We start from the raw sequence: 18595 nt of genomic DNA, 5'->3' as shown, positions 1-18595 counted from the left end.
TGCGCGACAAGCCACACCGCGGCCGCAGGAAAACAACGCACCGCAAGGGGCAGCACCCCAGGGGCTCGGGGAACTGCGAGGCCGGCCCCACCGGGCCGCAGGTGGGACGTAAGCGCACCCTCGCAGAGGATCAAGCCGGCCCGGGGGCGTATTTGTCGGCGTGGGGATCGAGCGAGAGCCGATACCCCCGCTTGACCACCGTCTGAATAAGCTTGGGCGCCCCCAAAGCCGACCGCAAGCGAGCCATCGCCGTCTCGACGGCGTGCTCGTCCCGCCCGGCCCCTGGAAGGACCCGCAGGAGGTCCGCCCGGGAGACGACCCACCCGGGGCGCCGGGCCAGGGCCCGCAAGAGGGCCATCCCAGCAGGCGGCACCGGCCGCAGCACACCGTCGACCACGACGGCCTGGCCGCGGATCTCGACCTGGTGGCCGGCCACCGGGAGCGGGCGTACCCGCCCCGGCAGCTCGCGGGCGAGGAGCTGGACGAGCGGCCCGAGCCGGAAGCGCTCCGGCTGGAGCGTCGGGATGTCGTGGGCCTGGAGCGGCAGGGCCGTCACGGGCCCTACGCAGGCGACGAGGACATCGCGCCGGAAGGCGGCGAGCAGTTCGTCGAGGCGCCCGCGCTGCCCGGCGCGGTCGAGCAGCGAGGCGGCCGCGGGGGCGCTGGTGAAGCTCACCGCGTCCAGGGACCGGGCGAAGACCGCGTCGAGCAGCCGGTCGACCGGGCCGATGTCCTCCGGCGGCATCCAGCGGTAGACGGGTACGGCCACGACGCGCGCGCCCGCGACCCGTAGCGACTCGATGAAGCCGGGCAGCGGCTCCCCGTGCAGCTGCACGGCGACGCGGCGCCCCTCGACCCCTTCGTCCAGGAGCCGTTCGAGCACCTCGGCCATGGACTCGGACGCGGGCGACCACGCCTCGGTGAGCCCGGCCGCGCGGACGGCGCCGCGTACCTTCGGGCCGCGGGCGAGGAGTTCGACCTCGCCGAGCCGCCGCAGCAGCGCCTCGCCGAGGCCCCAGCCCTCGGCCGCCTCGATCCAGCCGCGGAAGCCGATCGCGGTGGTGGCGACCACGATGTCGGGTGCGTCGTCGAGCAGTTGCTTGGTCGTGGCGAGCAGTTCCGCGTCATCGGGCAGCGGCACGATCCGCAGCACCGGCGCGCGCAGGACGGCCGCGCCGCGCCGCTCGAACAGCGCGGCCAGCTCGTCGGCGCGGCGGGCCGCCGTCACGCCGACGGTGAAGCCCGCCAGCGGTGCCACCGCTTGGGGTCCGCCGTTCCCGCTCGCCTGCTGCGCCTGCATCGCTTCCCACCTTGCCACTGGTATTCCGCCCCGCCACCCCGCCGGGGTCCCGGCATCGTCCCAAGGCGGGGTGACGGCTTCGGTTCACCGGGATTTCCCGGGTGTTACGTACGCCTCGGGCGCTCACACCTCCGCGTAGGCGGCCGCACCGGTCGGAGCGGTCAGCTCCTCGCCCGCGGGGGTGCGGGAGGGGCGCCGCAGGTATACGGCCCAGGTGATGGCGAAACAGACTCCGTAGTAGGCGAGGAAGGACACGAAGGCGGGGGTGCCCGACCGGCTGGTGAGGAAGCTCTCCCGGAAGGCCAGGTTGATGCCGACCCCGCCGAGCGCCCCGACCGCGCCGATCAGGCCCATGGACGCGCCGGACAGCCGCCGCCCGTAGGCGGCCGCGCCCTCCCCGGTGAGACCCCTGGCCTCGGCCTTCTTGTGGAAGATGCCGGGGATCATCTTGTACGTGGACCCGTTGCCGAGGCCGCTGAGCACGAACAGCGCGATGAAGCCGGGCAGGAACAGTCCGAGCGACTTCTGCTCGGATGCGGTGACGACGACGCCGGTGGCGGCGGCCATGGCCAGGAAGTTCCACAGGGTGATCCGCGCGCCGCCGAAGCGGTCGGCGAGCCGGCCGCCGACGGGCCGGATCAGCGAGCCGAGCAGCGGCCCGATGAAGGTCAGGTAGGCCGCGTGCAGCGGGGTGCGGCCGAACTGGTTCTGCAGGACCAGGCCGAAGGCGAAGCTGTAGCCGATGAAGGAGCCGAAGGTGCCGACGTAGAGCAGCGACATGATCCAGGTGTGCGGGTCCTTCGCCGCGTCGATCGCGGCCCCGGTGTCGTTCTTCACCGTGGTGAGGTTGTCCATGTACAGCGCGGCGAGCGTGGCGGCGACGACGATGAGCGGGATGTAGACGGCGAGCACCACCCGCGGGTGGCCGGCGCCCGCGGTGGCGATGACCAGCAGCCCGACCAGCTGGATCGCGGCGACCCCGATGTTGCCGCCGCCGGCGTTCAGGCCGAGCGCCCAGCCCTTCTCACGCAGCGGGTAGAAGGAGTTGATGTTGGTCATGGAGGAGGCGAAGTTCCCGCCGCCGACCCCGGTGAGGGCCGCGACCAGCATCAGCGTCGAGTAGGAGACCCCGGGTTTCACCACGAAGGCCGCGGTCACCGTCGGGATCAGCAGCAGCAGCGCGCTGGCGATCGTCCAGTTGCGGCCGCCGAACTTCGCCACGGCGAAGGTGTACGGCACCCGCAGCACCCCGCCGACCAGCGTCGGCATCGCCACCAGGAAGAACTTCCCGGCCGGGTCGACGTGGTATTCGGGCCCCATGAACAGCACCATCACCGACCACAGGCTCCAGATGGAGAAGCCGATGTGCTCGGACAGCACGGAGAAGACGAGGTTGCGCAGCGCGACCCGCCTCCCGCCCTCCTGCCAGAACCGCTCGTCCTCGGGGTCCCACCGCTCGATCCACCGGCCTGTCCATCGACTCATGGCGCCTCCCTGTGACCTGGTGCTGTGCACTGCCGGGTGTCGCCCCGACGATAGGAACGCCGCGTTACCACCCCGTGCCACCAGGTCACACGAACGCAACCGTGCTCTCATTCCCCCCGAGCCCCGACTGTGAGCCCCCGGAAACGCCGAACGGCGCCCCTTCAACCGGAGCCTCGTTGCCTGCGTGACGGTCCTCCAGCGCATCGTCACAGCGCCGTGAACAGCAACTTCTCATGAGAACCGCAACTTTGGATCAGCCCTGCCACCGAAGAAGCCCGGCGACGGCGCTCTTGCGCCGAGGCTCACCAGAGCTCCACCACGCCGTCTCCGCAACACAGTTGACGTTCCACAACACAGGGCGCCCCGTCGGAGGTACTTCCTCGCTCACTCGGCCGGGCCCGCCGCATATATCCACGGTAGAGCCGCCGGACATCTTGCCCCCGTTACCACTGATACGTCGAATAACTCCAGATGTGCGAGGGGTTTCGGCAAATGCGGAGCATTTCCGTCCACGCCGCGTTACGCTCTGAACCGGTCTCGATCGGTTTTCGACACGCACGCAACGTGGTGTGGAGTCGGGTGGGGCGGGGGCGCCACGACCGACGAGGATCGCTTGACTTGGGGTGGGGGACATGACTCAGACGGGAAATTTCGCCGCAACAACACGACTTCTCAGGACGCTGCTGGAGGAAAAGCCGCAGTACCGAAGGCTGTGGCTCGCGAGGGTGGAACGCGACCGAGACTCCGACATCAATCTCGCAGCGGTGTCCCGCGTGTTATCCGAATACCTCTGGGAAGCAGGCGAGCGTCCCGACACCGACCGCGACCTGCCCAGGGACATCAAGGACCGCGTGCGTCGCGCGCTGACAGGCCAGCACTTGACGGCGGAGACCTTGAATTGGTTCCTCCGGGCCTTCGAGATGACCGACGACGACGAGGAGTCCCTGTGGGCCACGTACACCAGGCGATCACTCGATCGTGGAATTGCCCATACGATGGTGGCTCCCCGGCCCATGGCCAAGCCGCAAAGGCACAGGACCCTGGCACTGTTCGAGCGCTACATCATCGATCTCGCCGGACGGCTCAGTGAGCGGCACACATACCACGTCATCCTGGCCATGGAAGATGGCGTGGACGGCTACATGTTCAATCACGAGGCGGACGTGGACGCCATCACGGTGGCGCATCAGGGCCGGGTCGGCGGCCATTACGAGTACGGCGGCGGCCTCCAGGCCGACGAGATACTGATCGACAGGACGCTCAGAAAAGGCGAGAGCGCGTCGATCGAGTACCACACCTCCTATCGCGGAGACGGGGGCGCCACGCTGGAGCTGCGCAGGCCGGCGCGGAGGCGGGCGGAGAACGTCGACACGGTGGTCCGCTTCCACCCCCAGCGACTCCCCTGCCGGTGCTGGTGGTCCGTGTGGGCCGACCACATCGAAGGAACCCCGGTTCTCGAGGAGCCGGTCGTGCTCGGCGCCGAGGGCACGCTGCACCGGTTCCTGCCGTACATCGAGCAGACCGTCGTGGGCTGGCGCTGGGAGTGGTGACTTCCCTCCACGTCGCGCGCTGAGGATGTCTAGCGCCTCCTCCGGCCCGGCCGCCGAGTGCGCCGTAAGCGCGCCACAGCTCCTCTTCACTGGACAACGAGGCCACTGGCTGTTCGGGGCCTCCCCGTCACCTGACCCTGCGTTGAAGGAGGAAGTCTTGGGCTACATCAAGATCAGCGTCGAGGACGTACAGCGGATCGGTTCTCTGCTGCAGCAGAACGCTACCGCTCGCGAGAACGACGTCACCTCGCTGTCCAGCAGCGCCTCCCCCGAGGCGTTCTGGGAGGGGGCGGCGGCCTCCGCCTACACCGAGAAGTACAACCAGTGGCGTGCGGCCGAGCGCAACCTCATCCAGGCCCTGCACGACCTCGGACACGTGATCAACACGATCGCGAACAACTTCGACCAGGTCAACCAGTCCGGCGCCTCGGCGATGGGCGGTTAGCTGCGGTGGACATCCAGGTCGATCCGCAGCGCTTCGCCGAACAGGCGGAAGCGGTCAGGACTGCGAGTACCCAGCTCGCCCACTGCGGCGAGGACATCAAGACCGTTGCCGCCTCGGCTGCGGGGCGCTGCGGATCGATCGACGACGGTGGGCTGCGCGGCGCGCTGCATGGATTCGGTGCGACCTGGTCCTTCGACACGACCGGTGTGGGCAACGACCTGCGGGGCCTCGGCTCGATCATGCAGACCTTGGCCGGCCTGTACGCGCAAGCGAACGCGGCTGCCGAGCAGGCGCTGGGCACGGGAGGGTGAGGCTCCGTGGTCCTTCCGTTCTTGTACGACCTCTCGGTCGAACTGCCCGATGTGACCGGTCTCCGTGCTGACGCCGCTCGCTTACACGAGATCTCCGCGGGCCTCGGGGCCCGTATGACCCTGGTGCAGGACGTGGCATCCGGTATCGACAACGGCGTCTGGTCCGACGGCAGTTCGGCCACGGCCAAGCGGATGCTCCAGGAGTTCTCCGACGAACTCGGCGTTGCCCGCCAAGCGTTCGGTGAGGCCGCCGACTCCCTCAACGCTGTTGCCTCCCTCGTGGGGGCCCACCGGGCGCGTCACCAGGAAGTGGTCGCCCAGTTGAGGGCAGCGGGGCATGCTCCGGTGCATTCCGTGTTCGACGCCGCAGGATCCACTGCGCATCTCGCACATGAGAAGCAGCAGATCGAGAGGGAGATCACCGCGGCCATGGCGCACGCCGCGCACACTGTACGGTCGGCCACCGCGCGGGCCACCCGGCATCCGCGCTCCACGTGGTCCCGGATCGGCGACTTCCTGCACGGTGTATGGGATGGGACGTACGCCATGGGCAAGTCGCTCGTCGAACTCGCCTCGCTGGCAGCTCGGCTCAACCCGGAGCGGATCGCCTACGACCCGGTGGGCTATGCCCAGGACATGCAGAAGATCGTCGGCGCCGAGGCGCGGATGGTCGGCGCGCTGCTGCGCGATCCGGCGGGGTTCGGCCGCACCGTGCTCTCCTCGGCGCTCGATCTCGACGACCTGAAGAAGAACCCGGCCCACTGGGCCGGCGCCCTCGTCCCGACGGTACTGGGCACCGTGCTCACCGACGGGGAGGGAGCCGTCCTCAAGGGAGTGAACGCGACCAAGGGCGTCGAGGCGACCGCCAAGATGACCAACGGGCTACTGGCTTCGGACGACTTCAAGTTCTCGTCGACTGCCTTCAACCACATCGTCAACGGCGAGATCAACAAAGGCGGGAGGGCCGTGGGGTTCCACAGTGCCCCCGACGGGGTCGCGCCACCGGGACGCGAGATCGTCTCGATTCGAGAAGTATATCCGGATGGGACATACCGGGCCGACGTGAAGGTCAACGGCGTTCGCAAAAGAGCGGATCTGCATACCATGTACCCGGATTCGTGGAGCCACGACGACATCCGGAGCGCAATCGAGACGGCATTCGCCAACCGAGTCGAATACGACGGCGGCATGTGGATCGGACACCACGGCGACATGCAGATCACCGGGTACGTGAGGGACGGGCAACCGGTGACAGCTTTTCCGACAACGTATGGCCCATCGTCCGGGACCTCCAGATGAACGGGCCTCCCCGGAACGACATGGGAAAGGATGGACGGACCGGATGAGTTGGAATTTCCACTGGGGGCCGCATTATGTCCTCGTAGAGCCCCCGAGCGGGGTGGACGCCGGACTTGCGAGGGCCGTCGAGCAATTCCTGCACACGGAGATCAGCGGCAGGCCGAGCACGCTGACGCACTATCGCGACACCTGGCGCGAGGTCAGAGCGGCAGAGGATCCGGAGCTGACCGAGATCTCCGGGAACGCCACCGTGCAGCGACTGGAGGGCGACCGCGTGGTGTTCGAGGCGCTCTACGACCAGTGGCCGGACACGAGTATGTCGGTCGCCGACTTCGAGAACTTGCTGAGCTCCTTCCAGGAATTCTTGGAAGGGCGCTGATCGAGAAAGGCTGAACGGATGGGCGCCGAAGGTGACTCCACCGGATTGCTGCGCATTTCCCTCAACGTGGCGGTCGACGGCCCAGAGTCGTACGACCTTGTCGTGGAGGCCGACAACGGAACGCGGGTCGCCGATCTCGTCACCGCACTGGCTGAACGTACCGGGCTGCCGGCCGGCGCCGATCCGGGGCTGCTGAGGACCATGTCCACCGTCGGCGGCGTGCCGGGCGAGCTGGCCGTCGGCTACCTGCCGCAGGACGCGCTGCTGGCCCAGTGCTCGCTGGTCGAGGGGACAGCGCTGGCCCTGCACGATCGCGGGAAGCGGCCTGCGCCCACGATCGCGCTGGACACCGACAGGGCGGACGACGACCTTTTCCTGATCGACGAACGCGGCACCCATCGGGGCAGGGTCACCCGTCTGCCGGCCGGAACCGAGGTGACGATCGGATCGGCTCCCGGCGGCGGTTCACATGTGCTCGTGGACGATCGCAATGTGCCCGGCACCGCGCTGATCGTGACCAACGTCAACGGCGATTTCGCCCAGTGCGTGGTCAAGGAGGACAAGGGCCTGTACCTGGCGGGCAGCCCTGCCCGCCAGGCCGAACCAGCCCTGCTGCCCGGCAGCACGATCACCTTCCGGCGCGGTGGCACCCCCGTCAGCCAGTCCCGCGGCTCGCACCTGCCCGACGAGACCGACTACGTGGGCTTCACGCTGACCACGGCGGCCGGCCTGCATGAGCGCTCACCCATCGGCCGCGTGCGCTTCGACGTCACCGCGCGCCCCGCCGACCCGGCGTACGACGTGATGAGCGAGCAGAGCGGCACAGTCCCCGCGCAGCCCCGTGAACCCGAGCATCAGCCGTACCCGTACGAGCAGGCGGTGCTGCCCGCGGCGATGCTGATCGTGCTGTACCTGGTGACCCACAGCTATCTGACACTGTTCGCCGCGCCCGCGATCTTCCTCGCCCCCACCATCAGCCACGGCCGCCAGCGCAAGCAGGCCGCCAAGCGGTACGCAGCCGACCGAGCGGAGTGGCGGCGCCGACTGGAGACCAGCCTCGAGGAACTGACTCAGTTGGCCGGCATGGAGGAGGAGAACCTGCAGCGCGAATCGCCCGCCACGGAAGTGTGGGCGCTGCGCGCGTACCGTCGCCTGGCCGGGCTGTGGTCGCGATCGACCGAGCGGACCGACTACCTGAAAGTCAGCCTCGGCTGGGGGGAGCTTCCCAGCAGGTACGAAGTCAGGCTCGCGGACGGGCTCGACCACGAGGACCCGGAGTTCCGGGAACTGGTGGAGGTGGAGGGACGGCGGCGCGATCGGGAGCGGCTGCGGCCGCAGCTGTTCGACGTGCCGTTCCCGGTGAGTCTTCGCGATCAGCAACTCGGCCTCGTCGGACCTCAGGCCGCCGTCAACGACGTCGCCATCGACGTGCTCGTGCAGGTCGTGTGCGCACACCCGCCGGGCAGCGTCGCCATCGCCGCACTGCTGCCGGCTTCGCAGTACGCACGACGGCGCTACGAGTGGCTCAAGTGGCTGCCTCACACCCGCTCGGGCTCGACCATCCTTCCGGCCCAGCGCCTGCTGGCCGGGCGGAAGTCGTGCAACGCGTTCCTGCTGGGTGTGCGCGACGCCCTGCTCCAGCAGCCACGTCAGCCCGGCACCGTGGCCACCAATGCGCTGCTGGTCGTCCACGAATCAGCGGAGGTGGACCTCGCGCTGCTCGGTGAGGTCTGCCGACTGGCGGAGGGCGCTATCCGGGTGTTGTGGCTCGGCACCTCTCCGGACACCGCGCCCGACCTGGTCACCGCGCTGGCCCGGCTCGACCTGGTGGACGAGGAGGTGCACGGGGTCCTGCTGTCCGGCGATCCCGTCATGGTCAACGTGCCCTTCACCGCTGTCCGGTTCGCAGCGGACCCCGCCATCACGGCACGGGCCTTGGCATCGCTGTACGACCCCAGCACGTCGGGTGCCAGCGCGGGCGTGCCGCAGTCGGCGCCGTTGTCCGCGGTGACCCCGGTGGAACATGTGGAGCCGGCCGCGCTGCCGCGCGCGTCGCTGGGGCGGAGCCTGCCGGTGCGGCTCGGTGTGGGAGAAGCGGGGATGTTCGAACTGGACCTCGTCCGAGACGGTCCGCACGTTCTGATCGGCGGTACCACCGGATCCGGCAAGAGCGAACTGCTCCAGACCATGGTGTGCGGGCTCGCGGGCGGTTACGGGCCGGGCGAGGTCAGCCTCTTCCTTGTGGACTTCAAAGGGGGAGCGACGTTCGCCCCCTTCTCGGGGCTGCCGCACGTGGTGGGGTACGTGAGCGACTTGGGTCCGCGGGACGTCGACCGTTCGCTGGCGTTCCTGCGTGCCGAGCTCCGCCGCCGCGAAGTGGCCTTCCAGGAGGCGGACAACGCCAAGGAGTACGCGGACTACCTCCAGTACTGCCTCGACAACGGCCGGAGAGCCGTGCTGCCCAGGCTCGTCGTCGCCTTCGACGAGTTCGCCACTTTGGTGCAGGAGTTCGGAGACCGGACGATCTCCGCGGTGATCGACATCGCCCAGCGGGGCCGCTCCTGGGGAGTCCACCTGGTCCTCGCCACCCAGCAGCCCAGCCGTGACGTCGTCGTACCCAAGGTACGCGCCAACGTCACAGCCCGGATCGCGCTGCGCACCCTGGCCTCCGAGGAGTCCGAGACGATCATCGACCGGCCCGAGGCTGCCCGCATCCCGAGGTCGATCCCCGGGCGGGCCCTGGCCAGGCTCGAGGGCAGCACCCTGCTGGAGTTCCAGACAGCGCACAGCGGGGCGCCGTACGTGCCCAGGAGCGCCGACGAGGCCCTGGTCCTGACGGACTTCGGGATCGACTTCTCCGACGTTGCCGACGTGCGGCCCGGCAGCGTGCCGGGACGCGGAGAGTCCCAGCTCCAGCGCCTCGTCCGGGCGGTACGGGAGTCCGGCGCGACCCCTCCTGCAGGCGCGGTCGTGATGCCGCCGGCGCTTCAGGACACCCCGGTGCGCCTGATCCCGACGCCGTCCGGACTGCCGGACGGCGAACCCCGCCGACCCGACCGCTCCCCAGGACAGGGTCGTGAGACGGCGCTGGTGGACGTTCTCGCCGTGGGGCTGCGGGATCTGCCGGACCGGCAACGGCAGGACGAACTTCGGGTCGACCTCGCAGCAGGTCCGCTTGCCGTGTTCGGCCCCAACCAGTCAGGGCGTTCGGGTGCGCTGGCGATGCTCGCGGAAGCCTTCGTCGGCCACGTTCGCGGCGCCGCCGTCCCCAGCGTGATCTGTTTCGACTCCGCCGAGCGGCTCGGGACAGCCTTGCGCTACCGGTTCTCCGACGCGGTGGTCGTTCCGATCGCCAGGTCGGACCACGTCACACGATGCATTGACCAGCTCTGGTGGGTGATGCGAAGTCGAATGGGCAGGGAGAGCGGCGAATTCGGCATCGACGCCGACGCACCTCCGGCCGACCGGGTCCCCGTGCTCGTGTTGATCGACGGATTCGACACTCTGGCACGTTCCTTCGCCAGTTCCGCGTACGTGGGCTGGGCCGGCAAGCTCGTGGAATTGCTGACCCTGGGCCGACGGTACGGAATCCATGCGGGTCTGGCCTCTCGGGATGTCCGCGATCTCGACAACGCCATCGCCACGGTGATCAGCCAACAGGTGCATCTGCAGGCCCACGACGAGGAGGCAGGCACCGCCCGCGAGGACCGGCTCCCCGGGTTCGGCCTCGACGGGCAGGGAAATCTCGTGCAGCTGTACGCCCCGCACTGGGCAGCCGACGGGGTCCTTGCCGCAGACACACCCCGTCTTCCGCTCAATACCGCCATGGCCGCCTTCCTGAAGCCCGACGGCTGGCGCCATGCTCCTTCCACCGCGATGTCGGCGACCGTTCCCGGCGGTTCGGTACTGTCTCTGGGCGTGGACGAGATCCAGCGGGAGCCGCTGCTCGTGAACCTGAGCGAGTCGCATCTCCTGGTGGTGGGCCCCAGCAAGAGCGGTCGCACCACGATGCTGCGTGATGCCGTCGCCAAGCTCCACGAAGCCACCGGCAGGCGAGTCGCCGTACTCGCGGCCCAGAAGCCGGAGCAGTGGGCCGATGCGGCAGGAGCGCACCTCATATCGGCCTCGGACTTCCTCGCTGCCCCCGAGCCCGCACGAGCGGCGTATTTCCAGACGCTCGGGCTCTGCGAGACCGCGGACGGCCGCCTCCTCCTGGTCATCGACGACGCCTTCGCTCTTGAGAGCCCGCCCGGCGGCGCCGAACTCGGTCTCACGCTGGCCGATCTCTTCCGCCGCTCTCAACTGCAACTCATGGCCGCGTCGTCAGCCGGATTCCTCGGGGGCATGGTGGGCGCCGCGCTGAAGGGCGGCGGCACGACCGTGTATCTGCGCCCGGTGGCGATCGGCAGTGATGTCGACGACGGATACCGGGTCCGGGGCGCACCACTTCGGCATCGCCCGGGTGCCGTCTACGTCAAAGGCGACGCGATCGTGCAGACCGACGAGGGCCAGCACCTCATCCACCTCGGACGGCCGGCCGAATCGCCCGCGGGGAGGGTATAGCGACATGGGATACGTCATCGCGGTACAGGCGGCACTTGCCCTGTACATCCTCGTCCGGGTGGTCAGGATCGGCTTGGGCAACGCGCTGCTGGTGGTGGCCGGCGTGGACCGGGAGACGCTGGGGCGGGCCCCGGTCAGCCGGGCCTACTACGTGGGCCTGGGCGTGTCGATCATCCTGGCGGCCACCATCTCCACCGCGGGGCTGCTGGAAGCGACATCGATCGCCTTTCACACCCCGCCCGTACCGCTGTTGGTCTGCGGCACCATCTACTTCTTCCTGCTGCTCGGTCTGGACCGCTGGCTCGTCTCCGACGCCAAGGCCGGCTTCGCCCACAACGCCAAGCGCGACGTCGGGCGGGTGGCCGCCTGGTTCGTCCACCTCCTCGTCGAGCTTCTCAAGGTCGCGCCGCGCGTTGCGGTGGCGCTGCTCTCGTCGTGGCTGTTCGCCCAGTTCCTGGTCATGGCGGTCTTCGCACCGGAAGTGAAGGAGGAACTCAAGCAGATCCAGATCCAGCAGCAGAGCCAGTACGACCAGCAGGTCGATGCCGCCGCGCAGGACATCGCAGCCAAGGCGCAGCAGGTCATCACGCAGGCCGACAAAGCCAAGAAAGACGTGCAGGGCGATTTCGAGAAGAGCCAGACGGCACTCACCACGGCCTACCAGCAGGAGCAGAACGCGCTCAAAACAGCGAAGTCGAACGGCCTGCACTGCTCGCCGGTGGCCCGCTACGCCACCCGTTACAACTCACGCGGTCAGAGCTACCGGGTCTACCTGGGCAAGGTGACGGAATGCCCTTCCGAAGTGGACAGCATTTTCGGGGCATACGACGACGCCCGGACGCGCAACGCCGGACCGTCCCAGAGCAGAGTGAACCGGCAGAAGGCCGCCATCGACAAGCAGTACCACGTGGCCGAGCACCGCCACGAGATCGAGAGCGCCAAAGCTGTGGCGCAGAAGCGACTGGGCGCGTATCGGCCCGCATCCGACGACGGCCTGCTGGCGCGTATGCACGCGCTCGGCCTCATCACCCACAAGCCGGCCGGGGTCTGCCCGGCGACGCCAAGTACCGCGGACCTCGCCGGCAACCCTGCGTGCGTGGCCCACTACTCGGCGGACGCCGCGCAGATGAACACGCGCCTGCGCTACTGGCTGCTGCTGCTCGAAGTCCTCCCGGTGCTGTTCAAGTTCGTCCACTCGCTGCTGCCGCGCAACGGCTATGCGGCCCTGATGGGCGCCCGTGACGAGGTGAACCGGATAGAAGCGGAGCTGATGGTTGTCGAGAAGGAAATGCACAAGCGGGCAGAGGTCACCAAGGCACGTCGCTTGGAACGGGTGCGCATGGAGACCGAGGGCGCCGTCCAGGAGCGGCAGATGCGCGAAGTGGCCCGCCAGGAATCGGTCTACGGAATCAGGCAGATCAGGGCCCGCATCTCCCAGGCCCTGACGCACCCGCCCACCCGGCTTGGCAATCTCCGGCTCACCCGGAGGAACCGCCCTATCCCCGGAGATGCCATCGAGCCGCACCACCGCGTGGATCCCGAGGTCGCCAGGATCCCGCCGGCCCGTCAGGCCATCCGGTCCGAGGACTTCCTGCTCTGAGGACCCCGGAGCCCGCGCTCCGGGGTCCTCAGCCCTCGACGCAGATGACCTGCTTCAGCTTGGCCACGACCTCCACGAGGTCGCGCTGCTGGTCGATGACCCTTTCGACGGACTTGTACGCGCCGGAGATCTCGTCGACGACGCTCGCGCCCTTGCGGCACTCGACGCCGCGGGTCTGCTGTGCGAGGCCGCGGGTGGTGTCCGCGCGCTTCGCCGCGCCGCGCCGCGGCTCGTGCGGCGGCCCGCGCCGTGGGACGCGGAGTTGAAGGCAGCCGTGTTGCCGAGGCCGCGGACGATGTACGATCCGGTGCCCCATGGAACCGGGGATGATCCCGCAGCCGCCACTCCCCGCGCGGATCGCGCCCTTGCGGGTGATGAGCAGGTCGGCCCCCTCGTAGCGCCCCTCGCTGACGTAGTTGTGGTGGCACGAGATAACCGGTTCGAAGGTGATCTCCGCCTTGCGGAACTCGCGGCGGATCACCTCCTGGGACAGCGCCGGCCGGGCCGCGCGGGTCTAGGGTGTCCGCGTCACGAGACTCTGCACGGTGTCACCGGTGTTGCACACCACGGTCGACGTCGAGGGCGCCGCGACCGTGTAGCCGGGGAGCATGTACGTCAGGCCGAACAGCACGTTCTTGCAGGTGGCCTCGACGTGGTACTGGCCGGAGTCGCACTGGGCGTTCCCCTGGCCGTAGAAGTGGTTGCTGCCCTGGGTGACCCACGACACCGAGGCGGTACAGCCGCTCGGCTCCACGAGCGGAGTCACCGTGTGCGGTCCGGCCGTGGCCGCGGCCCGCGCCGGCTGCGCGGAGGCGACGGCGGGCACGACGGCTATGGGCAGCAGACCCAGCAGGGCCGCGCCGAGTACGACCAGTAGACGTCTGTTCATCACACACCCTCAGTCGAGGTACTGAGCAAACAGACCGTACGACTGCGGAAAGTATCAGCGCTTGAGCGCAGCACCCAGGGACGCTTTCGGCCATGGCCCGCCCCGGGGCCCGCCCGTGGTGCCTGAGCGCCCCCAGAGCTCGCGCAGCCGCACCCGCGGCCGGCCCGGGGCGGCGGCCCCCCGGGGCCCGGTGGACCTCGGCCCGCGCCTGCGGCGCCCGGCCCCGCCGCCCGGCGCGGGCGGCGCGGCGCTCGCATCCGCCTCCAGGCCCTTCGCCGCACACGCTGTTCACCAGCGCATCCCCAGCTCAGTCAGCTCCGCTCGCCGCGCATCACTCAGCTTGTCCGCCCGCCGCCGGGCATTGTCCACGAACAGGCCGAGCTTGTGTTCGACACCGTCGGCTGGCTTCTCGTCCTCGGACACGGCGACGGAGCCCGGCTGTGGACTGCGCAATTGCGGCTTGAACGAGCGTGACGCACGGTCACCACCGAATGTGGGACAGAGCCGATCATCGAACACTCCCGATGGCCGGTCGGCTTGCTCTGACGCGCCATCAACGGGCTCCTGCGCGACGCCGTGGGGCGCGTACAAGACCGCGGACGCCCTGCGCCGCCGCATCGCCGAGGGCGCGTTGCCACCGGGCGCGCAACGTCCCAGCGAGGCCGCGTACGAGGTGTCTGGCCGGAGGAGGACGTCGGCCGCCGCTACCCAAGCTGGGGCAGCCCTTCGCCTTGAAGGCAGGCCTCGATCCGGTGGCGCATCGAGCGGTCCATCGTGAGGCCCTGGGCCTCGTCACGGGGAACCCACACCACCTCGTGTGACTCGTCGCTCGGAGTCGGCTCGCCGTCGACGTACTCCGCCGTGAAGACGACCGAGAACTCCTGCCGTACCTCGTCGTTGCTCGTGTAATGGATGAGATGGCGGGGGTCGGTGTAGATGCCGACAAGCCCGGTGACCCGGCAGTGGATCCCGGTCTCTTCGAGGGTCTCCCGCACCGCGGTCTGCACGATGGATTCCCCGAGGTCCATCGCTCCCCCGGGCACGGCCCAATTGCCGTTGTCGCTGCGGCGGATCATCAGAATCCGACCCTCGCCGTCGGTCACGACGGCGTTCGCGGACGGGATGAGGCTGTTGGCGGGCGGTGCGCTCGGGTCGTCGAAGTAGTCGATGCGGCTCGGCACAGTCGTCATGACTCCGTTCCAGCAACGCGGCTCGAAGGCGCTCACTCTGCAGGCATCGCCCCTCGGGCGCCCTCAGACGGCTCCACGATAGGCGGGGCGTCTCGCACACGTCCAGTCACGAAGCGGTGACGTACCGCTCGCAGGCGCGCCCTGGTGGCATCGACGCCGACCCGGCGCCGCGTGCTGGCCGGGAACGCCGAACGGCGCCCCCCGTCTGGGAGGCGCCGTCCGGCGCATGGGATGAGTGGAGATGGCGGGAATCGAACCCGCGTCCTGTGGTGCGGAAACAGGGCTTCTCCGAGCGCAGTCCGCTGTGCTTTTCTCGGCCCCGGCAGTCACGCGGACAAGCCGCCGACGGGCCCAGTCACTGTTTGGTTTCCTTCAAAGACCCGTGACCGGTCCTTGAAGTTTAGATCCCTAGATTATGCCAGGATCCGGGTCGGGATCACCCCCGGGCTGACACTCCATAGGAGGCCTTCTCTAGCTGTTATTAGGCAGCGAGAGCGTAGGACTCGGAGGCATCGCGCTTGGTGTTGGCGATTATTGTTTGCGACATATGGTTAACGAGATCATTGCCGCTTCCTCGGCTCGCTTCCCCTGCTTCGACATCCCCAGTCGAAACCGATCATCCCCATGTGGTGTTTTCAATGTGCACACCGGACTCACCATGGCCCGGTGGTGCTGTGTCCCATCGTACGTGATCAGCGCGCGGCGCGGCCAGCGTATTCCCGGTGCGTCCCCCGGAAGGGGGTCAGGAGGCGCGCTGGCGGCGGCGGGCGGCGGAGATCACGCGGTCGGACTCGCGGCGGTCCTGCTTCTCGCGCAGGGTCTGCCGCTTGTCGTACTCCTTCTTGCCCTTCGCGACCGCGATCTCGACCTTCACCCGGCCGTCCTTGAAGTACAGGACCAGCGGCACGATGGTGTGGCCGGTCTCCTGGGTCTTGTGGACCAGCTTGTCGATCTCGGCCCGGTGCAGCAGCATCTTGCGCTTCCTGCGGGCCGAGTGGTTGGTCCAGGTGCCCTGGGTGTACTCGGGGATGTGCACGTTGTGCAGCCAGGCCTCGCCGCCGTCGAGCTGGGCGAAGCCGTCGACGAGCGACGCGCGGCCCATGCGCAGCGACTTGACCTCGGTGCCGGTGAGCACCAGGCCCGCCTCGTACGTGTCGAGGATGAGGTAATCGTGTCGCGCCTTCTTGTTCTGCGCGATGATCTTGCGACCGGTCTCTTTTGCCATAGCGGGCCCATTCTCCCACTAGGAGGGGGGGCCGAGGCCAGCGATTACCTCGCGTGCCTCCGCCGCCGCGTCCTGGCCGCCGCTGACCTGCACGTCCGGCTCGATGCCGCGGCCGTCGACCCCGCGGCCGTCGGGCAGGCTGTAGTGGCCGACGGTCAGCTCGGCGACCGAGCCGTCGGGCAGCGGGCTGGGCATCTGCACCGAGCCCTTGCCGAAGGTGCGGGAGCCCACGACCACCGCCCGGCCGCGGTCCTGGAGCGCGCCGGCCAGCATCTCCGCGGCGCTCATGGTGCCGCCGTCGACGAGGACGACCAGCGGCTCGGTGGTGTCGCCGCCCGGGGCCGCGTAGAGGGCCTGCTGCTGCCCGTGGACGTCGTAGGTGGCGACCAGGCCGCCGTCGAGGAAGGCGGAGGCCACGGAGACGGCTTCCTGGACCAGGCCGCCGGAATTGCCGCGCAGGTCCAGCAGCACGCCGTGCCCGGCCGTCTTCACCGCGGCCTGCACCTGCTTGCCGGTGCCGAGCGTGAAGGCGTCGATGGCGATGTCGGTGGGGCCGTCGGGACCGTCGGGCCGGCTGACGGTGACCGCCTCGGTGGCGAGCGTGGCCCGCTGCATGGTGATCGTACGGCCGCGGCCGCCGCGCTGCACGGTGAGCGTGACCGTGCTGCCCGGCACGTTGTCGCCGCGCAGGGCGGCGACCACCTCGGTCACCGCGAGGCCGGTACATCGGGTGGAGTCGATCGAGTCCAGGACGTCGCCGACGCCGATGCCGGCCCGCTGCGCCGGGCTGCCCGACTGCACCCGGGCGATCTGGATCCGGCCCCCGCCGATCCGCCGCACCCACAGCCCGGTGCCCACGTAGCGCCCGTCGAGTGCCTCCTGGAGGCCGGCGTACTCCTGCGCGGTGTAGAAGGACGACCAGCGGTCGCCGCTGCGGCTGACGAGCTTGCGTGCGGCCTGCGGGCCGACCTTGCCCTGGGCGATCTCCTGGGCGATGCCCTCGGTGTCGACCGGCGGGCGGTCGCCATCCGCCGCGTACCCGGCGCCCTTTGCGTCGCCGCCGGCGCTCGCGCCCTTCGCCCGGGGCGCCTTGGCGTCGCCGCGGCCTGAATCAGCCGCGGGGGCCGCCGCGATGCGCGCCGTCCTGGCGCGCTGCTGCGGCTCGGCCAGGCTGCCGGCCGCGGCTCCGGTGGCGAGCATGGTGCCGAAGACCAACGTCAGGGTCGCCCCGCGGCGGATACGGCGGGGCGTCCCGAGCATCAACGGGCCGGACATGGCGGGAAGTCTAGGCCAGAATCGGGCGTCGTACGGAAAGATACGACGGCCGCCGGTGGGTCCCGTGGACGCACCGGCGGATCGCCGCTCAGACCCTCAAGTACCGCCGCAGCGCGATGAACGCGGCGAACGCCGGCATCAGGAAGCCGATCAGCAGCACCAGCGGCAGCACCTGGACGACCGAGTCCCAGCCGAGGAAGGACACCAGCGGGATCTTGTCCTGGAGCTTGAGGCCGGCGTCGATCATGAAGTACCGCCCGCCGAGCAGCATCACGCAGGCCACCGCGGCGCCGACCAGGCCGGCGAACGCCGCCTCCATGATGAACGGCATCTGGATGTAGAAGCTGGACGCGCCGACGAGCCGCATGATGCCGGTCTCCCGGCGGCGGCTGAAGGCCGACACCCGCACGGTGTTGATGATCAGCAGCATCGCTACGGTCAGCATGAAGGCCAGCACCACGTACGCGGCCTTGGTCATGCCGCCGAGCAGCGAGAACAGGTTCTTCAGCACCGCCCGCTGGTCCTCGACCGACTGCACGCCGGGGCGGCCCTGGAAGGCGCTGGCGATGACGGTGAACTTCGTCGGGTCCTTGAGCTTGACCCGGTAGTTCTCCGGCATCTGGTCCGGGGTGATGGAGGTGGCCATCGGCGAGTTCTTGAACTGCTTCTCGTAGTTCTTGTACGCGCCCTCGGCGCTCTCGTAGTAGACCTTCTCCACGATCGGGAGCTTCTTGAGGTCCGCGAGGATCTGCGTCTTCTGGTCGTCGGTCACCGCACCCTTGGCGCAGCTGGGCGTGGTGCCCGCGTCGCTCTTGTTGCACATGTAGACGGTGACCTGGACCTTGTCGTACCAGTAGCCCTTCATCGAGTCGACCTGCTTGTTGGCCAGCAGAGCGCCGCCGGCGAGGGCGAGCGAGAGCGCCACGGAGATGATCACGGCGAAGGTCATCGTGAGGTTGCGGCGGAGGCCGACGCCGATCTCCGACAGGAAGAACTGGAGGCGCATGGGGGTCGAGGTTCCTTTCGGAAGGGGGACGGGTGTCGTTTCGGCCGGTGCCAGTGCAGGCTGCCTGTGCGGGCAGCC

At 69.2% G+C, this 18595-nt stretch carries 14 protein-coding genes, 1 other RNA gene and 1 pseudogene; 7 read left to right on the top strand and 9 right to left on the bottom strand.

Annotated features, from left to right (window positions below; all coding sequences use genetic code 11):
- Nucleotides 1–130: 130 nt before the first annotated feature.
- The gene (locus OG900_26545) at nt 131–1300 is read right to left on the bottom strand and encodes a uroporphyrinogen-III synthase (protein WUH93322.1); all 1170 of its coding nucleotides are present in this window, start codon (nt 1298–1300) and stop codon (nt 131–133) included.
- Nucleotides 1301–1423: 123 nt separating this feature from the next.
- The gene (locus OG900_26540; protein ID WUH93321.1) at nt 1424–2785 is read right to left on the bottom strand and encodes a NarK/NasA family nitrate transporter; all 1362 of its coding nucleotides are present in this window, start codon (nt 2783–2785) and stop codon (nt 1424–1426) included.
- 632 nt (nt 2786–3417) lie between these two features.
- Between OG900_26540 and OG900_26535 the strand changes: the two genes are divergently transcribed.
- From OG900_26535 to OG900_26505, 7 genes are all read left to right on the top strand, one after another.
- Entirely contained in the window at nt 3418–4335 is a 918-nt protein-coding gene (locus tag OG900_26535; protein WUH93320.1) for a hypothetical protein, read from the top strand.
- 157 nt (nt 4336–4492) lie between these two features.
- Nucleotides 4493–4780, top strand: coding sequence for a WXG100 family type VII secretion target (locus tag OG900_26530; GenBank protein ID WUH93319.1), 288 nt, complete (start codon nt 4493–4495; stop codon nt 4778–4780).
- A 5-nt stretch (nt 4781–4785) separates the two neighbouring features.
- Nucleotides 4786–5091, top strand: coding sequence for a hypothetical protein (locus OG900_26525; GenBank protein WUH93318.1), 306 nt, complete (start codon nt 4786–4788; stop codon nt 5089–5091).
- 114 nt (nt 5092–5205) lie between these two features.
- Nucleotides 5206–6390, top strand: coding sequence for an EndoU domain-containing protein (locus tag OG900_26520; protein ID WUH93317.1), 1185 nt, complete (start codon nt 5206–5208; stop codon nt 6388–6390).
- Nucleotides 6391–6433: 43 nt separating this feature from the next.
- Nucleotides 6434–6769 (top strand): hypothetical protein, encoded by a 336-nt coding sequence (locus tag OG900_26515; GenBank protein WUH93316.1) that lies wholly within the window; start codon nt 6434–6436, stop codon nt 6767–6769.
- Nucleotides 6770–6787: 18 nt separating this feature from the next.
- Nucleotides 6788–11332 carry an FtsK/SpoIIIE domain-containing protein gene (locus OG900_26510; GenBank protein ID WUH93315.1) on the top strand — a complete coding sequence of 1515 codons (4545 nt, stop codon included), beginning with the start codon at nt 6788–6790 and terminating at the stop codon, nt 11330–11332.
- Nucleotides 11333–11336: 4 nt separating this feature from the next.
- Nucleotides 11337–12932 carry a DUF4407 domain-containing protein gene (locus tag OG900_26505; protein ID WUH93314.1) on the top strand — a complete coding sequence of 532 codons (1596 nt, stop codon included), beginning with the start codon at nt 11337–11339 and terminating at the stop codon, nt 12930–12932.
- A 28-nt stretch (nt 12933–12960) separates the two neighbouring features.
- On the opposite strand, the pseudogene OG900_26500 reads toward OG900_26505, so the two are convergent.
- From OG900_26500 to ftsX, 7 genes and pseudogenes are all read right to left on the bottom strand, one after another.
- Nucleotides 12961–13540 (bottom strand): annotated as a pseudogene (locus OG900_26500) (RtcB family protein).
- Between the two features lie 569 nt (nt 13541–14109).
- Entirely contained in the window at nt 14110–14244 is a 135-nt protein-coding gene (locus tag OG900_26495; GenBank protein WUH93313.1) for a hypothetical protein, read from the bottom strand.
- A gap of 281 nt (nt 14245–14525) precedes the next feature.
- Nucleotides 14526–15011: an NUDIX domain-containing protein gene (locus OG900_26490; protein ID WUH93312.1), complete on the bottom strand. Its 486-nt coding sequence runs from the start codon at nt 15009–15011 to the stop codon at nt 14526–14528.
- A 233-nt stretch (nt 15012–15244) separates the two neighbouring features.
- Nucleotides 15245–15635: a transfer-messenger RNA gene (gene ssrA / locus OG900_26485) on the bottom strand.
- A 118-nt stretch (nt 15636–15753) separates the two neighbouring features.
- Nucleotides 15754–16236: an SsrA-binding protein SmpB gene (smpB, locus tag OG900_26480; protein WUH93311.1), complete on the bottom strand. Its 483-nt coding sequence runs from the start codon at nt 16234–16236 to the stop codon at nt 15754–15756.
- Nucleotides 16237–16254: 18 nt separating this feature from the next.
- Complete coding sequence (locus OG900_26475; protein ID WUH93310.1) at nt 16255–17511, bottom strand: S41 family peptidase; 1257 nt, start codon at nt 17509–17511, stop codon at nt 16255–16257.
- An 88-nt stretch (nt 17512–17599) separates the two neighbouring features.
- Nucleotides 17600–18517 (bottom strand): permease-like cell division protein FtsX, encoded by a 918-nt coding sequence (gene ftsX / locus OG900_26470; protein ID WUH93309.1) that lies wholly within the window; start codon nt 18515–18517, stop codon nt 17600–17602.
- Between the last annotated feature and the right edge of the window lie 78 nt (nt 18518–18595).

The organism is Streptomyces sp. NBC_00433, assembly GCA_036015235.1.
Taxonomy (GTDB): domain Bacteria; phylum Actinomycetota; class Actinomycetes; order Streptomycetales; family Streptomycetaceae; genus Actinacidiphila.
The sequence above is the reverse complement of the archived record's forward strand: the minus strand, read 5'-3'. Positions and strand labels throughout refer to the sequence as shown.